Source organism: Arthrobacter sp. NPDC080031 (assembly GCF_040702485.1).
Taxonomy (GTDB): domain Bacteria; phylum Actinomycetota; class Actinomycetes; order Actinomycetales; family Micrococcaceae; genus Arthrobacter.
In genome coordinates this window covers 41,280-58,428 of record NZ_JBFBLA010000032.1, presented here as the reverse complement: position 1 = coordinate 58,428, position 17,149 = coordinate 41,280, and the positions used below count along the sequence as shown (strand labels likewise).

At 63.9% G+C, this 17,149-nt stretch carries 17 protein-coding genes; all 17 read right to left on the bottom strand.

Translation table 11 applies throughout. The features are described from left to right. The coding region (locus tag AB0323_RS21100) for an AMP-binding protein (protein ID WP_366179075.1) at positions 1-1,259 on the bottom strand (1,259 nt) is incomplete at its 3' end. Positions 1,260-1,263: 4 nt separating this feature from the next. Further along, complete coding sequence (locus AB0323_RS21095) at positions 1,264-1,650, bottom strand: chorismate mutase (protein WP_366179074.1); 387 nt, start codon at positions 1,648-1,650, stop codon at positions 1,264-1,266. 12 nt (positions 1,651-1,662) lie between these two features. Continuing rightward, positions 1,663-2,904: a hypothetical protein gene (locus tag AB0323_RS21090; protein WP_366179073.1), complete on the bottom strand. Its 1,242-nt coding sequence runs from the start codon at positions 2,902-2,904 to the stop codon at positions 1,663-1,665. Beyond that, the gene (locus tag AB0323_RS21085) at positions 2,901-4,514 is read right to left on the bottom strand and encodes a D-aminoacylase (RefSeq protein ID WP_366179072.1); all 1,614 of its coding nucleotides are present in this window, start codon (positions 4,512-4,514) and stop codon (positions 2,901-2,903) included. The genes AB0323_RS21090 and AB0323_RS21085 overlap by 4 nt, the downstream gene beginning before the upstream one ends. Beyond that, positions 4,507-4,887 carry a RidA family protein gene (locus tag AB0323_RS21080; protein WP_366179071.1) on the bottom strand — a complete coding sequence of 127 codons (381 nt, stop codon included), beginning with the start codon at positions 4,885-4,887 and terminating at the stop codon, positions 4,507-4,509. The genes AB0323_RS21085 and AB0323_RS21080 overlap by 8 nt, the downstream gene beginning before the upstream one ends. Before the next feature lie 14 nt (positions 4,888-4,901). Further along, the gene (locus AB0323_RS21075) at positions 4,902-6,185 is read right to left on the bottom strand and encodes an amino acid deaminase (RefSeq protein ID WP_366179070.1); all 1,284 of its coding nucleotides are present in this window, start codon (positions 6,183-6,185) and stop codon (positions 4,902-4,904) included. Further along, positions 6,182-7,042, bottom strand: a complete 861-nt coding sequence (locus AB0323_RS21070; protein WP_366179069.1) for a fumarylacetoacetate hydrolase family protein — start codon at positions 7,040-7,042, stop codon at positions 6,182-6,184. The genes AB0323_RS21075 and AB0323_RS21070 overlap by 4 nt, the downstream gene beginning before the upstream one ends. A 23-nt stretch (positions 7,043-7,065) precedes the next feature. Further along, the gene (locus tag AB0323_RS21065) at positions 7,066-8,031 is read right to left on the bottom strand and encodes a D-2-hydroxyacid dehydrogenase (protein WP_366179068.1); all 966 of its coding nucleotides are present in this window, start codon (positions 8,029-8,031) and stop codon (positions 7,066-7,068) included. Next, positions 8,028-8,972, bottom strand: coding sequence for a D-2-hydroxyacid dehydrogenase (locus AB0323_RS21060; RefSeq protein WP_366179067.1), 945 nt, complete (start codon positions 8,970-8,972; stop codon positions 8,028-8,030). Before AB0323_RS21060 ends, AB0323_RS21065 begins: the two co-directional genes overlap by 4 nt. A 14-nt stretch (positions 8,973-8,986) precedes the next feature. Further along, complete coding sequence (locus AB0323_RS21055; protein WP_366179066.1) at positions 8,987-9,898, bottom strand: ABC transporter permease; 912 nt, start codon at positions 9,896-9,898, stop codon at positions 8,987-8,989. Further along, the gene (locus AB0323_RS21050; protein WP_364535842.1) at positions 9,895-10,842 is read right to left on the bottom strand and encodes an ABC transporter permease; all 948 of its coding nucleotides are present in this window, start codon (positions 10,840-10,842) and stop codon (positions 9,895-9,897) included. Before AB0323_RS21050 ends, AB0323_RS21055 begins: the two co-directional genes overlap by 4 nt. After that, positions 10,839-11,852: an ABC transporter ATP-binding protein gene (locus tag AB0323_RS21045; protein WP_366179065.1), complete on the bottom strand. Its 1,014-nt coding sequence runs from the start codon at positions 11,850-11,852 to the stop codon at positions 10,839-10,841. The genes AB0323_RS21050 and AB0323_RS21045 overlap by 4 nt, the downstream gene beginning before the upstream one ends. After that, positions 11,849-12,919, bottom strand: a complete 1,071-nt coding sequence (locus AB0323_RS21040) for an ABC transporter ATP-binding protein (RefSeq protein ID WP_366179064.1) — start codon at positions 12,917-12,919, stop codon at positions 11,849-11,851. The genes AB0323_RS21045 and AB0323_RS21040 overlap by 4 nt, the downstream gene beginning before the upstream one ends. Before the next feature lie 77 nt (positions 12,920-12,996). Beyond that, on the bottom strand, positions 12,997-14,532 hold the full coding sequence (locus AB0323_RS21035) for an ABC transporter substrate-binding protein (protein ID WP_366179063.1): 1,536 nt from the start codon (positions 14,530-14,532) through the stop codon (positions 12,997-12,999). 169 nt (positions 14,533-14,701) lie between these two features. Then, positions 14,702-15,475 (bottom strand): SDR family oxidoreductase, encoded by a 774-nt coding sequence (locus tag AB0323_RS21030; protein ID WP_366179062.1) that lies wholly within the window; start codon positions 15,473-15,475, stop codon positions 14,702-14,704. After that, positions 15,475-16,383: a dihydrodipicolinate synthase family protein gene (locus AB0323_RS21025; protein ID WP_366179061.1), complete on the bottom strand. Its 909-nt coding sequence runs from the start codon at positions 16,381-16,383 to the stop codon at positions 15,475-15,477. Before AB0323_RS21025 ends, AB0323_RS21030 begins: the two co-directional genes overlap by 1 nt. Beyond that, on the bottom strand, positions 16,380-17,066 hold the full coding sequence (locus tag AB0323_RS21020) for a GntR family transcriptional regulator (RefSeq protein ID WP_366179060.1): 687 nt from the start codon (positions 17,064-17,066) through the stop codon (positions 16,380-16,382). Before AB0323_RS21020 ends, AB0323_RS21025 begins: the two co-directional genes overlap by 4 nt. Positions 17,067-17,149 lie beyond the last annotated feature (83 nt).

Sequence of the window (17,149 nt, the reverse complement as noted above, 5' to 3'; positions counted from 1 at the left end):
GCGCCGATGACGTCCCGGTACCACATCCAGGCTTCGGGGTTGATGGGTTCGCCCACCGAGCCCAGGACCCGGATCGAGGACAGGTCGTACCGGCCGGGGATGTCCTTGCCCCATTTCATGAACGTCCGGATCGCGGTGGGGGCGGTGTAGAGGATGGAGACCTTGTATTTTTGAACGATTTCCCACCAGCGGCCCTGGTGCGGGGAGTCCGGGGTGCCTTCGTACATGACCTGGGTGGCGCCGTTGACCAGGGGGGCGTAGGCGACGTACGAGTGGCCGGTGACCCAGCCGACGTCGGCGGTGCACCAGTACACGTCCGTGTCCGGGTGCAGGTCGAAGACGGCCTTGTGGGTGTACGCGGTCTGGGTCAGGTACCCGCCGGTGGTGTGCAGGATGCCCTTGGGCTTGCCCGTGGTCCCGGAGGTGTACAGGATGAACAGCGGGTGTTCGGCATCATGGCCCACGGCGGTGTGCTCGGCGGGGGCGGTGCCGACGGTGTCCTCCCACCACCGGTCCCGGCCCTCGTCCCAGTTGACGGGTTCGCCGTTGCGCCTGATGACCATGACGTGCTCCACCGAATGTCCTGGGGCGGTCAGGGCCTGGTCCACGGCGGGCTTGAGCGGGCTGGGCTTCCCGCGCCGGTAGGTGCCGTCCGCGGTGACCACGAGCCTGGCCTGGGCGTCATCGATCCTCGAGCGCAGCGCATCGGCGGAGAAGCCGCCGAACACCACCGAGTGCACGGCCCCGATCCGGGCGCAGGCCAGCATCGTGATGACCGCTTCGGGGATCATGGGCAGGTACACGGCCACCCGGTCGCCCTTGGCCACGCCCAGGGCTTCGAAGGCGTTGGCGGCCTTTTTGACCTCGTCGGTGAGCTGCGCGTAGGTGTAGGTGCGGGTGTCGCCGGGTTCGCCTTCGAAGTGGATGGCCACCCGGTCCCCGAGCCCGTTCTTCACGTGCCGGTCCAGGGCGTTGTACGCGGCGTTGACCTTGCCGCCGACGAACCATTTCGCGAACGGCGGCTCGGACCAGTCCAGCGCCTGGCCGAAGTCCGTGTCCCAGTCCAGCAGTTCCCGGGCCTGCTTGGCCCAGAACGCGGGACGGTCCGCACCCGCTTCCGCATAGACCCCGGCGCCGACGACCGCGTCCGCGACGAAGTCTTCCGAGGGCGCGAACCTCCGGTCCTCATGGAGAAGATTCTCGAGGGCATCGCCATGCTGGGGAGCACCTGGTGGCGCAAGGACGTGGTTTTCGCGCATCTTGTTAGTTCCTCGTTTCTGACGGGGTCTCTCGATGGTCTAGTGACTCAGCCACAAGCGATGCGTCGAACTGGTGCGAAGATGCAACGTCCTGGTGCGAACGCACGACTCGGCCATATATCAGCGAGAAGACCGGGTCCAGCACCGAGGGTTCGAGCCCGCTCGCTGTAGCCAACGCGCGGAGCTCGTTCAAGTGCTCGGCCTCGCGCCGGGGATCTGAAGCAGGAAGCGAGTGTTGTGCCTTGAGCTCGCTGACCTGTCGTGTGATGTTGAACCGCACCGCAAGAACGTGGAGTATCGCGCTGTCGATGCTGTCCACACTTGCTCGAAGTTCAGCAAGTTCTGCGGCTGCATCCCCTTCGGCTTGCGATGGTGAATCGGGGGAGGGCATAACCTGATCTTTTCAGCTTGGGCCGAAGGCCGGCTGGCCGCTGCGGGTTGCCGAATCCCTGGCCCCGTCGAGAGCCCGGGCGATCCAGTCAAGTCGTTCGAGCGGCATCATCGCGTAGTGATAGAAGTCAACACTGGACGCTCCTGCGGCACGCGCGGCCGAAACCTTGGCCGCGAGGTTGCTCTCGTCTGAGCAATCCGGCTTGAGCGGCCTGAACCCGTATGAGATCGGCACATCGTCACCGAGCAGAGCGCGGTAGCCCCGCATCATCGTGTCCGCCCGCTCAGGGTCGTCCGTGTAGATCAGGGCGAGATACTCGTCGGCAGCGCCCGCTGCTGCCCGTGGATCGATCCCGAGTCGCCGCGCCGCCGTCGACGTCGCCTCCTCCGGGGTGACATCGGTCATCACGTGCGACATCGCTCCCGAGTGATCGATGAAGCTAAGACGTACACCGTTCTGCGTGGCGACACTCGTTATATCCCTTGTCAGGGCGGTGATCGTCGCAACCCGCGAAGTTGCGTACCGGTCGAGGTCCTCAGCGAGGGCTGCCTCGAACCCGCCAGTCGCCCCGGCCAGTGCGGCATCGATGGCGTAACGGAGCGCGATCTCGAGCGACGGGACGTCAACGCCGTGTAGTGCCCCCGCTGCGGCGCATGATTCGCAGAAGCAAAGCCCAAGCGCAGAACGCACATGGCCGGGGATGTCGATGAGGTACCGCTCATGGTGTTCGCCGTGCTCGAAGGCACGGTAGTGCAGGCACTCAGCCAGCAAAGTCGAGATCGGGTAGCTGCAGATGTCGGCTGTGAGCGCCGCGAAATGGTCTTGCACGAGCGGATTCGACGGACAAAGATCACCCCGCATCCTGTCACCGAAGACGTTCCTGACGGAGGTGTCAGGAGCCGCTGCGCTCAACCTTGAATTGTGCGAGTAAATCGTCCACGCCTTCACGTCAGTGCCGCGCCGCTCGGCGGCGTCCGTCACCAGGCCGAGCACGTCCATACCGTCCGCGTCACTAGCAAGGGGTGGAGCGAATCCGCCGGGGTACAACCTCTTGTTCGGCCTGAACCAGGCGATGTCTCCTTCATGACGGTAGACCCGATGGCGCGGGTTGTGCGGGAAGACATCCCGGGCGTTGTGATACGTCGCCGACAGCGAGATCGTGTCCACGCCAGCCCGGGCCGTGAGGTTGTCAAGCACCGTCTCGACGCCCTCGCCCACGATGTCTGTGCCGAAGACGAACATCGACGATTTCATGCTCTGCTCCTGTCGTTTTTGCGGAACACCGTTCCGGCTTCCGCTCCTGTGTCTTCGCCGTCGGACACGACGATCCGTCCGTTGACGACAACGGTGCGCACGCCGGTCGAGAATTGGTGCGGCCGGTCGAAATCAGCCTGATCGGAGACAGTCGCCGGGTCGAACAGCACCAAATCTGCCGCTGCCCCCGCTTTGATCACCCCACGGTCACTGAGGCCAAGACGCGAAGCGGGAAGCGATGTCATTTTGCGCACCGCGTCTTCGAGCCCCAAGACCTGCTCCTCGCGAACATAGCGACCGAGGATTCTCGAGTATGTGCCGTAGTTTCGCGGGTGCGGGCGCCCGCCTGCCTCCGGGCTGAGGGTCCAGCCGTCGCTCGCAATCGCAGTGAATTCGTTCGCCATGATCGTCCGGAGGTTCTCTTCGGACTGGCCGTGCACAACCGTCAGGATGTCGCCCCCCGCCGCAGCCAGCAGGTCGAGAACCGTGTCGACCGGTTCCTGATTCCGTCGTTCGGCCACCTCCGTCAGCGTCAAGCCGATGTACTGGGCCAGCGGTCCTTCCGGGACCTCTGCGATAACAACGAAGTCCGGTTCGAACACCCGCAGCCCTGCGATGAGGTCTTCCGGCCGTTGCGCGGCAATCACCTCGCGGATCTCGGCGCGCTGCTCAGGGTTCGCAAGCCGTTGCTGCATGGCCGGGACGCCACCGACGAGCGCCCAGCGCGGGAGGATGACGGCGAGGGTCGTACTGCCGGCGGTGTATGGGTACTGGTCGAGCATGACATCGAGGCCATCCGCGCGCGCCGATTCGATGAGCGCGAGCGAGCCGGCGAGCTTCGGCCAGTTGTCGCGCCCCATGATCTTGTGGTGACTCAACTGCACCGGAACGTGCGCCCGCCGCCCGACGTCAAGTGCCTCTGCCACCGCCTCGAGGAGCGTCGTCGCTTCGCTCCTGATGTGCGTGGCATAGAAACCGCCGTAAGGTGCCACTGCCTCGGCGACAGCGACCAGTTCTTCCAGGGCAGCTGCGCTGGCGGGCGCGTAGGTCAGACCGGTCGACACTCCGAAGCCACCGGCCTGCATCCCTTCCGCGACGAAAGCCTGCATTGCCTTGAGCTGGGAGGGGTCCGGCACGCCGGTGTCGAAGCCCATCACTGCCATCCGCACTGTGCCGTGTCCGACGAGGCAGGCTACGTTTGCGGCGAGGGGCAGCCCATCGAGCAGTTCCAGGTACTCTGCGGCGCTGCTCCAACTGCCCCACGGCAACCCCGCGTCGAGGAAGCCGCTGTACTCGCGCAGCATGTCCGCGTGCTCCTCGACGACTGGGAAGGGCGAAAAGCCGCAGTTGCCGGTGAGGTGCGTGGTCACGCCCTGCAGAGTCATCGAAGCCGCCCGGGGATAACTCGGCAACGCGAAGTCCGTGTGGGTGTGGAGGTCGATGAACCCAGGGCTCAACACCATCCCGCGCGCGTCGATGGAGACAGCCGCGCCGCCCGTGACCGAACCGACGGCGTCGATCCTGCCGTCGACCACGGCGACGTCGGCGGTGAAGGTGGCGGCGCCTGTCCCGTCAACGACGTTCGCCCCGCGAAAGACGATGTCAGCCATCTTGGAGAACCGCCATAACGCTCACTTCGACCAGGACGCCGGGCCGAAGCCCGCAGTATATGGTGGTTCGCGCGGGGCGTGGCTCTGAGAAGAACGGGGCGTACGTTTCATTGAACTCGGCGAAGTCGTCGACGTCCGTCAGGTAGGCGCTGGTGCTGATGACATCATCGAACGTCGCGCCGGCCGCGGTCAGGGCAGCTTCGACATTCTCCATCGCGAGCTTGGTCTGGGCGGTGACTCCCTCAACAAGGGAGCGATCGGGGAGGTATCCGCACTGACCGGCAATGGCGACAACCTTGCCGATGCGGACGCTGGCCGAGTACGGGCCGCCCGGCGCCGGACCGTCGGGGACGGGGTTAGCAATTCTAGTCATGGGTGACCTCCTGGTCAGAAGAATGTGAGAACACCGTCGACGACGTTCCAAGCGTCGTCGACCAGCGGAATGAAGGGCATTTTGTCGAACGCGCCGCAGGGATGCGAGAGTCCCAGTGCGACGATGTCCCCGGGAGCGATCGACACCGGGGAGCCGACGGACATGAACGCGTGCTGGTCCATCATGCCGGTGACGATGCAGTTCTCGAGTTCGGTGATGGAGCCGTCCCTGCGGTGCACCCGCATGGGCAGTGGCATCTCGACGTCGTACGGAACATCCCTTTTTCCCGTGCCGAGAATGACGAGACCGGGCTCTGGCACAGAGAGCACCACGGCCCATGACTCCAAGGCATCACGCAGGCTCAGCGTCTCGTCCGCTTCACGCCTGCCGTCAAGGGGTGACAGCCGGTGATACCGGCCTGCATCGTGCGAGAGATAGCATCCGCTTCTCAGGACAATACGAGGGACAGCCGTTCCGGCCGGCCAGTTCGTGAGGCTCTCCACCACGCGGTCGAAGTACACGCTCCCGCCTGCGCTCACGATGACCTCGTCTCCAGCGAACAATCCAGCAGAAGAGAGCGAGACCACGAGCCCGCGCACGGCGTTGAGCAAGTGGTCGACGGCGGCGATGTCTTCGAGGGACGCCGACCGGCCAGCGAGCCCCTCGTAGGTTTCGACACCGACCAGTTCGAGCGTTTGCGATGCGGCGATCGATTCAGCCAGGCGCATGGCATCGGCAAAGTCGCGGATGCCTGTCCGTCCCCCCGGGACGCCAACCTCGAGCAACACGGGCAGCCGCCGCGTGGTGAGCACACCATGGAGCGCCGCATCCATCACGGCAACCGTCTCGATCGAGTCGACGAGGCACATGAACTCGAATCCGGCGTCGTGCTCGAGTTGCCCGCCGACCCACCGAAGCGCATCCGCTTCGACGAGTTCGTTCGCCAGGATGACGCGCGGGACCCCGAACTGTCGCATGATCTGAACCTGGCCGGGGGTGGCGGCTGTCATCGCCCACGCTCCCGACTTAAGCTGCCAGTCGAACAGTTGCGGGCTCATCGTTGTCTTACCATGCGGGGCGAGCGAAACCCCGTAGCGCTCACAGTACGCAGAGAGCGTCGCGATGTTGTGTCGGACCGCGTCAACGCGAAGCGTGGTGATCGGGAGTGAGAGATCCCCGCCGGCCACGTTCCAGCCAAGCGAACCAATCTCGGACAACGTCACAGTCGCCCCGAGCGGGACTCCCTTGTACCTCCAGTCGAGCGTCGCGTGCTCGATCGTCGACAGATCCATGATCATGCGACCGGGTTCTGCACGATGACTGAGTTCCGGAGCGTTCCGACACCCGGAATGGTGCTCTCGACTACATCACCTGCTCGAATGACGACAGCCCCGGGGGTTCCCGGGGAGATGATGTCGCCGGGGTACAGCGGCATGACCTTGCTGTGGAAGCTCACCAGGAAAGCGGGGGAGAAGGTCATCTGGGAGACGGTGTTCTCCCGCCAGACTTCGCCGTTGCGCACCGTCTTCACCACAACGTCCTCGAGGCTGCCGTCGTCGCCGAGGACCTCGTCGAGGGGAACGATCTCGGGGCCGAACGAGAAGAACGACGGAAAATTCTTCGAGCGCGTCAAGAAACGGGGGTTGCGCTGAAGGATGTCTTCTGCGGTCTGGTCAAGGATCGGAACGACCCCCCAGACGTAGTCGAGAGCCTCTTCTTCTGAGACATCGCGGCAATAGCGGCCGATCACGATGCCGAGTTCGGCTTCTGCAGTCACCCGCTCGCTCTGCTCGGGAAGCACGATCTGCCCGTCCTGGCCGATGATCGTATGGTCGCCCTTCATGAACGACGCTGGCTCTGTCGGCACGTTCTCCGACAAGTCCCCGGCGTGGGCCCTGTAATTCAGCCCGATTCCCCAGATCTTGCGCGGCGAGCGGTATGGCGCGGTGAACACGACGGTCTCACGCGCCGAGAACACCTCTTCAGGGGCGGACTCTGCAGCGGCACAGGCTGTCGCGAACAGTTCGTCGTCCAGAAGCATCATGGCGTCACCGCTGAAACCGGGGATCAGGTCCTCAACCGCGGCCACCCCTCTTTCCGGGTGCACGATGGCCGCTTTCGCGTCGTCCTTCTGCATGATTGTTGCGAGATGCATTGTTATGTCCTTCACCTATTCCGTCAGTACCAAAGTTCTTTGTTCACGATGTTCTCGAGCGGTGCACCTTGGACGAATGCCTCTGCATTGCGCTTCAGCACCCCCAGACGCCGATCGTCGATATAGGGCCCCACCACAGCGACATGGGGCGTCAGCAGCGCGCGCGGTTGACGCCAGAGCGGATGCTCGGGCGGGAGCGGCTCGACCTCGAAGACATCGAGCGCGACCGCGCCGAGAGCGCCGCGATCGAGGGCGTCGTTCACGGCCTCAAGACTTACCGTCGGACCTCTGCCGATATTGACGAGCATCGCGTGGGGTTGCATCAGGGCGATCCGGCGAGCGTTGATGAGTCCCTCGCTTTCCGGAGTGTGCGGCAGGGTGAGCAGCACAATGTCTGCGCCCGGGAGGAGGGAATCGAGCTCGTCAGGTGTGTGCATGGCCACCACGCCCTCGGGAGGGGATGCCAGCTGCGGATCGACCCCATGTACGGTGACACCAAACGCCGCGAGCATCCGCGATATCTCAGCACCGATCGCGCCTACGCCGACCACAACGGCCGTCGAGTTCTGCAGATGAATGACATCCGAGTCGGCCAGATGCCGGTCCCAGTCGCCGTTGGCCTGCTGCCGTATGTAGACAGGGATGTTCCTGGCGATTGCCAGCACGAGTGCGACGGCGTGGGTTGCGACGTGGTCGTTGTAAATGCCCCTGAAGTTGGTCACGGTCACCGGATGCGCGGTGAGCTCGTCGAAGAAGTAGCCAGGGGGCGGGGCAGCCATCGGGGCCTGAAGCCAGCTGAGCCTGTCGGCGACGGCGAGCATCCTGCGGTCGAGCGTGCCGTATGCAGCCTCGGCAGCGGGGAGCACTTCCATCGCCTCGGCCTCGTTTTCGGCGCATACAACCTCGAGTCCGTCAATTGACGCGAGCTCCGCTGCCCAGGACCGTGTCAGTTCAGACTGCGGGGGTAGAATCACCATTCGCTTCGTCATGCGCTAACCTCCGAGGCCGTGTGCTCAAGCCGGTTCCGCCAGTCGGCGAGGCCGGCGTACGCCAGCAGGTTGTGTTCGAAGATTTGCGCCCACCGGGGGGCGAAATTGGGACTGTCGCCGCCGATGTGGGGTGTGATGATGAGATCGGGGCAATCCCAGAGCGGCGAGTCCTGCGGCAGCGGCTCCGGATCGGTCACATCGATGCCCGCACCGCGCAACTCGCCGTCACGAAGTGCAACGAGCAAGGCGTCGCTGTCCACGAGTGGTCCCCTGCCGACATTTACCAACCACCCTGCTCCAAGGAGGGCGAACTCCTCTGCTCCAATCAGCCCGCGGGTCTCGTTCGTTGCGGGGGCAGTGATCATCAGGATGTCCGCCCAGCTGCACAGCTCGTGCAGGGCCTCAGGCCCGCGAACCACCGGGACGCAACCCCTATAGCTTTCAGGTGTGCGCTTCAGGCCGGCGACCTCCACTCCCCATGCGATCGCCCGGCGGGCAACCTCCTCGCCGATGCGGCCGAGCCCGATGATCGCCATCTTCTTGCCGCCGAGCTCCTCCGCCGTCATTGACGACCAGGTGTGGGTGACGGAGTTGCGAACGGACTGGCCGATTCCCCGCGTGACTCCGAGAAGCAACGCGAAGGCGTGCTCGGCGACGCACGAGGCGTGCACCCCGTGCGCGGTGGTGAGTTCGATGCCATTCCGGCTGAAATCCTCGAGCGGGTACTGGTCGGTACCGGCGCCGTTCCCGGCCACCCAGCGGAGGCTCGGGGTCAGGAAGTCATCCCTCCAGTACGAGGTGACAAGCACCTCTGCACCTGCGGCGAGTTCTGCAGCGACGGCATCCCGATCGGGGGCGAGGACGACATCCAGATCCCGCAAACCCTTCACAGTCTCGGGAACGCCCGTCGGACATCCGGGATCGACCACAACTCTTATCATTGAATTCCTCTCCATCAGACTGTTGGTACCCCGGCGCCGCGAATGCTCTCGCTGCGCGGATCAAGTACGTCACGAACGGCGTCGCCGAGCACGTTGAAGGCGAGCACGAGTGCAACCACCGCGACGCTCGGCCCGAGCACTAGCCACGGCGCCACCGTGATGAAGTTGCGCCCGGTCGACAGCATCCCTCCCCAGTCGGCCTGGGGAGGACTTACTCCCAGGCCGAGGAAGGCCAGCGAAGCGTAGGCGAGCTGGGCAGTCGACATACTCAGCGCGGCGAGCACGATGACGGAGGGAAAGACGTTCGGCACTACGTGGGTCCAAAGGATCCTGAGTGGCCCGACGCCTGCCAGCCTTGCCGCATCGAGGAACTCGCTCGTCTTGATCTGCAGTGTTGCTGAGCGACTGAGCCGCACGAATCGTGGAATGTAGAGCAGCGAGATCGCGAACGAGGCGTTCAAAAGGCCGGGGCCCATGACCGCGACGATGATAATCGCGAGAAGCAGTTCGGGGAACGCGAACATGACGTCCTGCGATCGGTTGATTAGGCCGTCGACGGCGCCGCCTGCGTACCCGGCGATGACACCGAGGACGAGTCCGATCACCAGGGCGATGCCTACGGACAGCAGCGACACCGTCATGGCGATCTTCGATGCGTCGATCACTCGGCTGAAGACGTCACGGCCTATGTCGTCGGTGCCGAGCCAATGAGCCGCTGACGGCGACGCCAGGCTCTCGACTACGTTGCCGACATTGGGGTTGTACGGTGTGATTACCGGCGAGAGGACGGCCAACAGGGCGAAGACCAGCACGACGGCGAACGACACGACGGCTGCGCGGTTTCGGCCAAGCCTTCTCAGCGCACCGCTCTTGCCCGATCGGACCCGCGGCAGGCGCACGGTTTGGGGTATTGTCTTGCTCATCATCGCCTCTGTCGTGGATCGAGGATCGGGTAAAGGGTGTCGATTACCGCATTTATCAGCACGAATGCGACGGCGAACACCATGGTCGTCGCGGTAACGGCGGGGTAGTCGCGATTATTGATCGCCTCGAGCAGTCCCCGGCCGAGGCCGGGAAGCCCGAACAACTGTTCGACGACGATCAGCCCACCGAGCATCACGCCGAGCTGGAAACCCAGAAACGTCACAAGCGGGGGGAGTGCGTTCCGGAGCGCGTGCAGATAGTGGATCCTGTTGCTGCGTACCCCGACAGCTCTCGCGGTAACGATGAACGGGTTCCGGAGCACCTCGAGCATGGCGCTGCGGGTGAGTTGCATCGTCATAGCCGCAAACGGGAGCGTGTTCGCGATCACGGGAAGGGCCATGGAGCGAAGGTTGCCTAGCGGATCGTCCGTGAAGGGGATGTAGCTCACCTGAAACAGATCAGGCGCGACCACCGAGACCACAAGCAGCAGCACAATACCGATCACAAAGACGGGAATCGAAAAGATTGTCAGCAGGACCGCGCGCGCGGCGACATCCGCCCGTTTGTTGGCGTGCACTGCGGCGATGATGCCGACTGGAACTCCCACGAGGGTCGAGAAGACGAGCGTGAGGATCGCGAGGTCGGCGGACACCGGGATCTGCTGGGCGAGGTCGGCTGCGACGCTTCGCCCAGTGATGGGCGATGTCCCGAAGTTTCCCTGCACGGCCGAGGCGAGCCAGTGGAAGTACTGGACGATGAGCGGCTGGTCGAGTCCCAGCTGATGCCGCACCGCTTCGAACTGCTGTGCCGTGGCCCCTTCCTGTCCGACGAGCACACTGGTCATGTCGCCCGGGATGAGGGTTCCAAGCGAAAAGATCAGCACAGAGACCACAAGCAGTACGGTCGCCAAGCTGAGGACCCGTTTGGTGATGATGCGGGCGATCATCGGGGCACCTCCTGGATCGTCAGTTTCGCTTCTCCAGGGAAGTGGCAGGACACCATGCGGCCGTCGCCCGCGGGTGCGAGCGGAGGCTTGATCTCTTCGCAGATCTTCTGCGCGAGAGGGCAACGGGTACGGAAGCGGCATCCGGTTGGGGGGAAAAGGGGACTGGGGACGTCACCTTCGAGCACCACGGAATCTCGATGACGCTCGATTCGGGGGTCCGGAGTGAGGGCAGATGCCCTCAGGGCGACTGAATACGGGTGCAGCGGACGCGCCACGAACTGCTCTGACGTCGCCGCCTCGACGATCTCGCCAAGGTACATCACGACGATCCGGTGGCTGATCGCCTGGACGGCCGCGAGATCGTGGCTGATGAAGAGGTACGAGACCCCCAGTCGGTCCTGAAGGTCGACGATGAGGTTGAGGATCTGGGCCTGGATCGAGATGTCCAGTGAGGCGATGGATTCGTCGTGCACAACGAGGGAAGGATCGGCGATGAGCGAACGGGCGATGGCGGCTCGTTGCTGCTGTCCGCCCGAGAGCTGGTGCGGCATGCGGCCAGCCATCTCAGGCTTCAGTCCGACCAGTGACAGGACTTCGGCGATCCGGTCGTCCGAGGTCCGGGCCCGTCGCGCGCGCAGGGGTTCGGCAATCGCCTGCCCGACTGTGCGCCGCGGGTCCATCGAACTCGCAGGGTCCTGAAAGACCATCTGAAGGCCCAGGCGGCGCTCCCGACCCTCCTGCCCCCGGGCCCAGATGTCACCGCCGTCGACCTCTACAGTTCCCTGCGACGGCTTCATCAGCCCGACGACGAGCCGGGCGACAGTGGACTTGCCGCAGCCGGACTCTCCGATCACGCCGAGAGTCTCTCCGCGGTTGATGTTGAAGGAGACGCCGTCGACGGCACGCAGGGTCTGTTCCCTGCCCCCGACTCTGACGGGAAAATGTTTCTTGAGGTCGCGCACCTCGAGCAATGAGGTGGTCGATCGGGTGTCGACAGGTGCTGTGGTCATGATGGCTCATTCGGGATCAGGGCTGAGACGGGATTGCCGGTTTGTTGCACGACCAGGCAGCGCGTGCTGCGCCCTGGCTCGATCTCAACCAGCTCGGGGTGCGTTGTGCGGCATTGGTCTTGCGCGAAGCGGCAGCGGTCAGCGAACCGGCAGCCGCTCGGGACGTTGGCCATGTCCGGCGGAAACCCGGGCAGCGTGGGCAGCTTGCCTCGGACGTGATCAGCCCGGGGAAGGGAGTCAAGAAGTCCCGCGGTGTAGGGGTGAAGGGGCTCGGCGAAGAGGGGTTCGACGGGCGCTTGCTCGACGATTTCTCCCGCATACATCACGGCAACCCGATCACACATCTTCGCAACGACGCCCATATTGTGGGTGATGAGAAGCAAAGCGGTGCCGCGCTCGTCGGCCAGGCGCTTCATCAAGGCAATCACCTGCATCTGGATGGTGACGTCGAGTGCCGTTGTCGGCTCGTCTGCGATGAGCAGCTGGGGACTGTTGATCATGCCGATGGCGATGACAACGCGTTGGCGCATGCCTCCGGACATTTGATGGGGGAATGAGGCGCGTTGCCTGGCCGGGTCCGGCATCCCGACGTCAGCGAGGGCCTGTTCGATCCGGGCTTCAGCCTCCTTGCCGGTGGGGCCCCCATGGGCGCGCAACGCCTCTGCCAGTTGCCATCCCACGGTAAAGGACGGATTGAGTGCGGTCATCGGGTTCTGGAAGACCATGCCGATGCCGGATCCACGGACCTCGCGCAGCTGCTCAGGGCTGAGCTCCTTAAGGTCCTTGCCGTTGAGCCGGATCTCCCCGGCAACGATCCGTCCTGGCTGGGGCACGAGCCTGAGGATCGAGTTGGCCGTCACGCTCTTGCCTGAGCCCGATTCTCCGACGAGGCCGAGGGTTTCTCCTGCCGCGACGTCGAAGGTCACGCCGTCGACGGCGCGGACATCGCCGGCGGGGGTGCTGAACCAGGTCTTCAGGCCGCGCACTGAGAGCACAGGCGCCTTCGTGCCCGACCCGACGATTGTCTCGTCTGTGTCGTGCGTCCGGTCAGTGTCAGTGGTATTCATAAATCGTCTCCGCCCATGAAGTGGTGGATTCCGCCGTCCGGGTCGATGCAACGACCCGGACGGCGGAGGTGGGGGTGCTACTTGACGGCGACGGCGGTCAGGAACTGCCGCGCGAGGGTCGGGTCCGGCGTCGCAGATGTGACGTTCGGGCCGTAGGCGATCATCGCGTTTGGCGCAGCCACCGCGATGTCGGGGAACGTGAGTTTGTCTTCCAGCTGCATGAGCGCCTGCAGGTTTGCACCGTACGCGGACGGATCGTCCTGTGCGGCTTTCTGCATCAGTGCCGTAACCTCAGGCGGTGTTGCTCCCTGGCGTCCGGGACGGGGGGACAACAGTGACATTGGATCGCCGGTGAATGCGTAGACGTTGTCCAGGATGTCGTAGTTGGCCTTGTTCTGGTGATCGAGCCACACGGCATTCTGCTCGGCCTGGATAGTGACGTTGATGCCCGCTTCCGCCAGTTGTGTCTTCACAAGGTCGGCGAACCGGTCGAGGTAGGTCCCGTATCCGGCGAGGTGCGTCAGCGTGATGCTGATGCCATTGGGGAAGCCGGCTCCTGCGAGCAGTTGCTTCGCCTTGGCCACGTCGCGCGTTTGGTTTGCGAGCTGGCCGAGCGGAAGGCCCCACGGTGTTGATCCAGGGAGTTGCGCACTCGGCGCTGCCTGACCGAGGAAGGCGCCCTTCACGATGGCGTCGCGGTCGAGGGCTAGTGAAATCGCCGCCCTGACGTCGGGGTTGTCGAACGGAGCGCGGCCGGAGTTGATGTTCAGGCGAATGGTGTTGGTTCCCGGAACACTTGCGACCTGCACTGTCTTGCTGTTCTTAAGTTGCAGGGCATTCTCAGCGCTCGGGAAGATCAGGTCGACCTGTCCCGACTGCACCGCGGCGACCTGGGCAGCCTGGTCCGGCATGTACTTGACCTGAAGGTCCGTGTACTTGGGAGCGGCGCTGGCGTTCCAGTAGTTCGGGTTGCGCTTGAGGACCAGTTCGCTGTTCGGAGCGTAGGAGACCACTTCGAACGGGCCGGCGCCGAGGACCTGGGTCTTGAGGTCGTGAGACGCTGCCCACGCCTTGCTCACGATGCCTGAACCGATCAGGAACGGGCTGCCGAGGTTGAGCAGGAAGCCTGCGTCGGGGGTATTCAGCTTAAACTGCACGTGCGTCGCGTCGATCTTGGCGACAGAGGCCAGGCTCAGGAACCGCGCCTTGGCGTAGGGAAGTCCGTCCTTGAGCAGTCGCTGGAACGAGAACTCGACGTCGTCAGCGGTCAGAGGGCTGCCGTCGGAGAACTTCGCATCGCTGCGAATCGTGAAGTCATAGGTCTTTCGGTCGCTGCTGATGGTCCAGTCCGTCGCGATCTCCGGCTGTACCTTGCCTTGGCCGTCGACCTTGACGAGACCGTTGTATACAAGCTGCCACGCATACATGGTGGCAATCTGCGAAGACTGGATCGGGTCAAAGGTCTGTGGAGGGACCGTCTCGGCGACGACGAGTTTAGTACCTGTACTGGCCTTGTTTGCGGCGGGTGAGCCGCTGCCGCCGCCACAGGCAGTCAGCATGGTGAGCGCAAGCACACCAAGGGCGGCAATTCCTCTTAAACGTGTTAATCTCATAGATGTCATATCCTCTCTAGGGCTGAATCACGGCTTCAACGTGATCCAAGGGACCCCAGGGTCGACGGGACGGTCGACCCTGGTAGGGGGTATTTCGAGGTGGAATGCATGCTTCGGGCGCAGGCTCTGCGTGACCCTGCAATGCAGTGCGGCGTGGGCCACACGCGGGCTACATACTTGAGATGAGGCCTCCATCCACGCGGATCTGGGCGCCGGTGACATACGAGGCTCTGGCGCTGCTCAGGAATGCCGCGACACTCCCGAATTCTTCGGCGGTGCCGTACCGGCCGGCGGGAATGCTCTTCTGGGACCGCTCGCGCACGTCTTGTGCCGTCGTTCCCTCGCGTATCGCCTGTCCGGCGTCCAGGGATATGGCGCGCTCGCTCGCTATTCGCCCTGGGAGGATCATGTTGACAGTGACACCGTCCTGCGCGACCTCGCCCGCCAGTGTCTTGAGATAGGCGGCAAGCGCCGATCTGGCAATGTTCGACTGTGCGAGGTTGGGGATCGGCTGGTTTACGCCACGTGATCCGATTCCGAGGATGCGTCCCCAGCCCCGCGCGCGCATGGTCGGCAGCACCGCCTGGACGAGGTCGATCTGTGCCATCAGCAACGCTTCGATCGTCGACTTCATCTGGTTCGACTGCAGGAGCGAAGCCTGCCCTGCGGGCGGACCCCCGGAGTTGAGCACGAGGACATCGATTGGCCCGAACGTGGAAACGACCTGGTCGATCGCGGCCCTCCGGCTCGCGGCGTCAGTGAGGTCCAGTTCGACGCCGACGGCTGACGGCATCCTCGCCGCGTGGGTGCGGGCGAGATCGCCCCTTCGACCGGCGACCGCGACGGATGCTCCCTCATTACTCAAAGCCTCTGCGATTCCGAGCCCAAGCCCGGACGTCGACCCGACGACGAACGCCACCTTGCCTTGCAGTCCGAGTTCCATCACAACACCCCCGATTCGTTGACAGCCGCGAGTTGCGCGGACAGCAAGGGAAGCAGTTCGTCCGGCATGACCTGACTCGGCGGGCGCACTGCCCGATTGTCGAAGAGCCCCCGTTCGACGAATATTGACTTGCGAATTGCGAGGCCGACCTTGGCCTGGGCCTCGAAGTTAACGAGCGGCATCCACGGAAGGTATGCCTCCCAAGCCGCAGTGAATCCGCCGCGGTCGAACGCCTCGAGGACGGTAACGAGCGCTTCAGGGTACGAGAACCCGGTCATCGCTCCCGCCGCTCCCGCCGCGAGCTCGTCAAGCAAGCCGAGGCCACCCAGACCCCCAAATACGGGAACTGTAGTGAGGGAGGTGAGGCGGCCGATGGCGACGGCCGTCGGTGGCGCTTCCGCTTTGATCCCGACAACGAAAGGACTTGCGTTGACGACGGCGGCGAGTGCATCGTTCGGAATCGTCACGCCACTTGCGACGGGATAGTCCTGGACGAGGATGCCTGCGCCCGTCGCTTCGTGGATGGCCGCGAAGTGTGCCGCAAGCTCGTCGACGTCGTTCGTATTCACCTGCACCATGAGCGCGGGTTTGGTTTCTCCACAGACCGCAAGCAGTCGGGTAGCTCTCGCGATCGCGGTGTCCGTCTTGAGGTCGGGGAGGCCAAGCACGAGGCGCATGCCCGGGGCATGCTCGAGTGCGATCTCAACAATGCGTGCGCTCTCTGCGTCGTCGAGCTGTGCGCCCTCGCCGAAAACACCGAGCAGGACGAGCCCCTGTGCTCCTGCTTCCCGGTATAGATCGATGAGATTCCGCAGGCCCTGTTCGTCTACGGCAAGCGATTCGCCGGTGAACGGTGTCGCCATGACACCCCAGAGTCCGCGGTTGAGAAGATCCGGCGGCGTGTTCATCGGGCAGGCTCTCCCTGGTCGAAGCCGGCAAGGACCATCGACATCACATGACCGACGTGTTCCTCCATAGCTTCTCCGGCGATGTCCACTCTGCCGCTTGCGATAGCCTCAGCGATCCGGACGTGCTCCTTCGCGCAACTCACGGAATCATGCTGTGTCATCGGAACGTCCCGCGCACGGAGCGCGGACGTCAGTACGAGAGCGTCGTCGATCGCGGTGTTCAACAGCTCGTTCCCCGAACAGAGCGCCACCTGGCGGTGGAACTGGGCGTCAAACTCCCTGAAGCCCTGCGCGTCTCCGGCAAGCGTCTTTGTCAGCGAACCTTCTGCGAACTCGGCAAGGAGAAGCATCTCATTGTCCGTGCGCCGCGTTGACGCAAAGCGCGCCGACGCACGCTCCAAGCTGGCCCTAAGTTCATACGCTTCGCGGATCGATTCGCGCGAAGGCTGCACGACCTGCAGTCCAGAGCCGTTGGGCGAGACAAGGCCGATGTGCCTCAGCCTCAATAGGGCTTCGCGAACAGGGGTCTTGCTCACCTGCAGCTGGGCAGCGAGGGACGCCTCTGAAATCTTCGTTCCTGGAGCCAGCTCCTTATTCACGATCGCCGACTTGATCTGTTCGAGGACAAGACTCGACAGACTTTCGGGCCTCGTGCCCAAGGGCAGTAACTGGGGAATGGTCACTGATTACTCCGTTCCTCGTTCGTTTTGACTTCGTTCCAACAGCGGCTTCGTATAACGCATGCTAGACACTGTATCTGATATAT